The sequence below is a fragment of the Streptomyces sp. NRRL B-24085 genome (assembly GCF_001282115.1).
Classification (GTDB): domain Bacteria; phylum Actinomycetota; class Actinomycetes; order Streptomycetales; family Streptomycetaceae; genus Streptomyces.
Map to the genome: position 1 here is coordinate 1 of NZ_LJBR01000602.1, position 4255 is coordinate 4255.

The window sequence follows — 4255 nt, forward strand, 5'->3', positions numbered from 1 at the left end:
GGGTGGTCCGTGGGGCGGGCACCGGACGCGAGCCGGTCGCGGCCGGACGGCGGGCGCGGTGGTGTGGGCGGCGGTGCTGTGCGCGGGGGTGGTCGCCGTACTGGCCGCGCTGGCCGGCGGACCGCTCGGGGTGGGCGTGCTGGCCCGGTTCGGACCGGTGTGGTGGCAGGTCGGCGCGGCGGTGGCGGGCTGGATCACGGCGGCGGGGGTGCCGCTGGCGCTGACGGTCCACGCCTGGCGGCGCCGCACGAGGGATGGCGTGCTGCGGCGGCTGTCCCCGGCGAACGGCTGGTTGCACCGGCGCGAGAAGACCGGGAAGGCCGAGAACACCGGAAGGACCGGGAAGGCCGAGAACACCGGGAGGACCGAGAGGCCCCAGGCCGGACCGGAGGCCGGACCCGAGGCCGTACCGGTGGAGGCGCCCGCCCCGCGGGAGGCCGGCCCCTTCGACGAGGACGACGCCTTCGAGCCGTACGACTACCTGCCCCCCGCCCCCTCCACGGAGCAGGTGCCCTCGCCGACGCCCTGGTACGACGACGCGCTCCTGGAGGCCCGCTGGGCCGCGCTGAAGGAGGCGTCCGCGCCGCCGGAGAAGCCCGCCGGGAAACCTCAGGCCACCGACTAGCCGCCGAGGCCGCGCCCCGGCGTCAGCCGTTCGTGCTCAGCAGTCCCCGGAGCTCCTTCGGCAGCAGGTCGGTGCAGGACTTCTCGGCCGCGTTGGTGAGGGCGTCGTTCGTGCAGGTGTAGTAGTCGCTGTAGACGAGCCTGGCGGTGAAGCTCGCGGCGACCAGCACGATCGCCAGGGAGGCCGTGACCAGGCCGCTGATCGCCGCGGTGGTCTGGGGGCGGGCCGACTGCGGCGGGGCGGGGGTGTCGGGGTCGGCGGTGCGGGGCTTGGCGCGCAGGGCGCTGCCGCCCCAGTACAGGGCCAGCGCGCCCAGCAGCAGGCTGACGTAAGGCCAGCCGAAGAGGACGAAGAAGAAGGCCCACATGCCGCACAGCAGGGCGTAGCGGGCGCGGCGCTGGGAGGGGTCCGTGGGGTCCCAGCGCATACCCGGTCCGGCGCTGCCCGGTCCCTGCGGACCGCCGCCGGGGTTCGCGCCCGGGCGCTCGCCGAAGCCGCCGTCGGAGCGGCCCGGCTGGCGGTCGCTCCACTGGCTGCCCCACGGGGTGCGGCCGTCGCCGTCGCCGTCGTCCGAGCCCTCGGGGCGGCGCGGCCGCCACGGGCGGTCGGGGGTGCCCTCCGGCGGCGGGGCGAAGGGGTTGTCGTCCTCGGCCCGACCGCCCTGCCCCTCGCCGTTCTTCTTGCCGGAGGGCGGAGCGTCCGGCGGTGACGTGGGCTGCTCCCGCAGCAGCACGCCGCTGCGCTCCCCTCCCTGCACCGACTGCTGGGGGAGCGTGAGGAGTCGCAGGCTGCGGTCCGGCATCAAGTGAGCGTCTTCCCCTTGGAGTCCGTCGAGTACGTGAAGCGTCCGGCGTGAGCCGTCACCGTGTGAACGCACCGCGCACCACCCGCGTTCCCGGACCGGCTCCTTGCAGACGCTACCTTCCGGCCACGCCCCCGTCCCACGGGGGCCGTCCGGAGTGCCGGTATCGTTGCTGACGGTCGGCCGCTTCGTAGGCTTCCCCGTATCCCCGGGCCCGAAGCATTCGTATGAATGTACAAGCGTCGGCCGCAGGAAGACGCTCCCCCGAGAAAGGGCCCCGCCGTGGCCGCCAAGCCCGTGGCCGAGCAGGCCAGGCCGGTCCAGCGCCTGGTCGTGCTGGTCTCCGGATCCGGTACGAACCTCCAGGCGCTGCTGGACGCCGTCGCGGCGGCCGGCACCGAGGCGTACGGCGCCGAGATCGTGGCCGTCGGGGCCGACCGCGAGAACATCGAGGGGCTCGCGCGGGCCGAGCGGGCCGGGATCCCCACCTTCGTCCGCAAGGTGAAGGACTTCGGGACGCGCGAGGAGTGGGACGCCGCCCTCGCCGAGGCGGTCTCCGCGCACGAACCCGACCTCGTGGTGTCCGCCGGGTTCATGAAGATCGTGGGCAAGGAGTTCCTCGCCCGCTTCGGCGGGCGGTTCGTGAACACCCACCCCGCCCTGCTGCCCAGTTTTCCCGGCGCCCACGGCGTCCGTGACGCGCTCGCGTACGGAGCCAGGGTCACCGGCTGCACCGTCCACTTCGTCGACGACGGCGTCGACACCGGACCGATCATCGCCCAGGGCGTGGTGGAGATCCGGGACGAGGACGACGAGAGCGCTCTGCACGAGCGCATCAAGGAAGTCGAGCGAAGGCTGCTCGTCGAGGTCGTGGGGCGGCTCGCCCGCAACGGCTATCGCATTGAGGGACGAAAGGTAGTTATCCAGTGACCGCCGAGAACAAGCGGCCCCTTCGCCGGGCGCTCATCAGCGTCTACGACAAGACCGGCCTCGAAGACCTCGCGCGCGGCCTGCACGAGGCGGGGGTGGAGCTCGTCTCCACCGGTTCCACCGCGGGCCGTATCGCCGCCGCCGGCGTCCCCGTCACCAAGGTCGAGGAGCTCACCGGCTTCCCCGAGTGCCTGGACGGGCGGGTCAAGACCCTGCACCCGCGCGTGCACGCCGGCATCCTCGCCGACCTGCGCCTCGACAGCCACCGCGAGCAGCTCGCGGAGCTCGGCGTGGAGCCGTTCGACCTCGTCGTCGTGAACCTCTACCCGTTCCGCGAGACCGTCGCCTCCGGCGCGAGCCCCGACGAGTGCGTCGAGCAGATCGACATCGGCGGGCCGTCCATGGTGCGCGCCGCCGCCAAGAACCACCCCTCGGTCGCCGTCGTCACCAGCCCCGAGCGCTACGCCGACGTCCTCGCCGCGGTCAAGGACGGCGGCTTCGACCTCGCCGCCCGCAAGCGGCTCGCCGCCGAGGCGTTCCGGCACACCGCCGAGTACGACATCGCGGTCTCCAGCTGGTTCGCGAGCGCCTACGCCCCCGCGGACGACTCGCAGTTCCCCGACTTCATCGCGGCCGCCCTGGAGCGCAAGAGCACCCTGCGCTACGGCGAGAACCCGCACCAGCCGGCCGCGCTCTACGTCGACGGCACCGGCGTCGGTCTCGCCGAGGCCGAGCAGCTCCACGGCAAGGAGATGTCGTACAACAACTACACGGACACGGACGCCGCCCGCCGTGCCGCGTACGACCACGCCGAGCCGGCCGTGGCGATCATCAAGCACGCCAACCCGTGCGGTATCGCGGTCGGTTCGGATGTCGCCGAGGCGCACCGCAAGGCACACGCGTGTGACCCGCTGTCGGCGTTCGGCGGCGTGATCGCGGTGAACCGTCCGGTCTCCAAGGAGATGGCCGAGCAGGTCGCCGAGATCTTCACCGAGGTCATCGTGGCGCCGGACTACGAGGAAGGTGCCCTGGAGGCGCTCGCCAAGAAGAAGAACATCCGCGTCCTGAAGGCCCCGGCCGCCCCCGCGCACCCCGCCGAGGTCAAGCCCATCGACGGCGGCGCGCTCCTCCAGGTCACCGACCGCCTCCAGGCCGAGGGCGACGACCCGGCGAACTGGACCCTGGCGACCGGCGAGGCCCTGAGCACGGAGGAGCTCGCCGAGCTCGCGTTCGCCTGGCGGGCCTGCCGGGCCGTCAAGTCCAACGCGATCCTCCTCGCCAAGGACGGCGCCTCGGTCGGCGTCGGCATGGGCCAGGTCAACCGCGTCGACTCCGCGAAGCTCGCCGTCGAGCGGGCCGGTGCCGAGCGCGCGCAGGGCTCGTACGCCGCCTCGGACGCCTTCTTCCCCTTCCCGGACGGCCTGGAGGTCCTCCTGGAGGCCGGTGTGAAGGCGGTCGTCCAGCCGGGCGGCTCGGTCCGTGACGAACTCGTCGTCGAGGCCGCCAAGAAGGCCGGCGTCACCATGTACTTCACGGGGACGCGGCACTTCTTCCACTGAGACACCCGAGCGCAGGGGCGGCATCCGGACGGAGCCGCCCCTGTGTCATGTCGAACTGCGCAGCGCCGCCCACGTGTTGGGCCCCACCTGGCCGTCCACCTCAAGGCCCCTGGCGCCCTGGAACTGCTTGACCGCGGCCTGCGTGTCCCTGCCGAACTCGCCGTCCACGCCCGAACCGCCCACGCTGTAGCCGCGCTTGGTGAGCATGCACTGCACCTGGACGACCCGCTGGCCCTTGTCGCCGTAGTCGGTGAGCTCGGTGCCCGAGTAGTAGGTGCAGCCGGAGATCCAGGCGGGGGTGGCCGGGGGCGCGGCCGTCCTCGTCACGGTGGCGGTGGG

Annotated in this window: 5 protein-coding genes; 3 read left to right on the forward strand and 2 right to left on the reverse strand. The window is 73.2% G+C overall.

Annotation, left to right across the window (positions count from 1 at the left end):
• Window positions 1–625 (forward strand): DUF6350 family protein (locus AOJ26_RS40115; RefSeq protein ID WP_324614012.1); only part of this gene is annotated, 625 nt, incomplete at its 5' end.
• Between the two features lie 22 nt (window positions 626–647).
• On the opposite strand, the gene AOJ26_RS40120 is transcribed toward AOJ26_RS40115, so the two are convergent.
• Window positions 648–1427 carry a hypothetical protein gene (locus AOJ26_RS40120; RefSeq protein WP_053853264.1) on the reverse strand — a complete coding sequence of 260 codons (780 nt, stop codon included), beginning with the start codon at window positions 1425–1427 and terminating at the stop codon, window positions 648–650.
• 282 nt (window positions 1428–1709) lie between these two features.
• Here AOJ26_RS40120 and purN point away from each other — a divergent pair, with 282 nt between their 5' ends.
• Both purN and purH read left to right on the forward strand, forming a co-directional pair.
• Window positions 1710–2357 (forward strand): phosphoribosylglycinamide formyltransferase, encoded by a 648-nt coding sequence (gene purN / locus AOJ26_RS40125; protein ID WP_053853265.1) that lies wholly within the window; start codon window positions 1710–1712, stop codon window positions 2355–2357.
• On the forward strand, window positions 2354–3916 hold the full coding sequence (gene purH, locus AOJ26_RS40130) for a bifunctional phosphoribosylaminoimidazolecarboxamide formyltransferase/IMP cyclohydrolase (protein WP_053853266.1): 1563 nt from the start codon (window positions 2354–2356) through the stop codon (window positions 3914–3916). The genes purN and purH overlap by 4 nt, the downstream gene beginning before the upstream one ends.
• Before the next feature lie 45 nt (window positions 3917–3961).
• On the opposite strand, the gene AOJ26_RS40135 is transcribed toward purH, so the two are convergent.
• Window positions 3962–4255 (reverse strand): peptidoglycan-binding domain-containing protein (locus AOJ26_RS40135; RefSeq protein ID WP_199828927.1); only part of this gene is annotated, 294 nt, incomplete at its 5' end.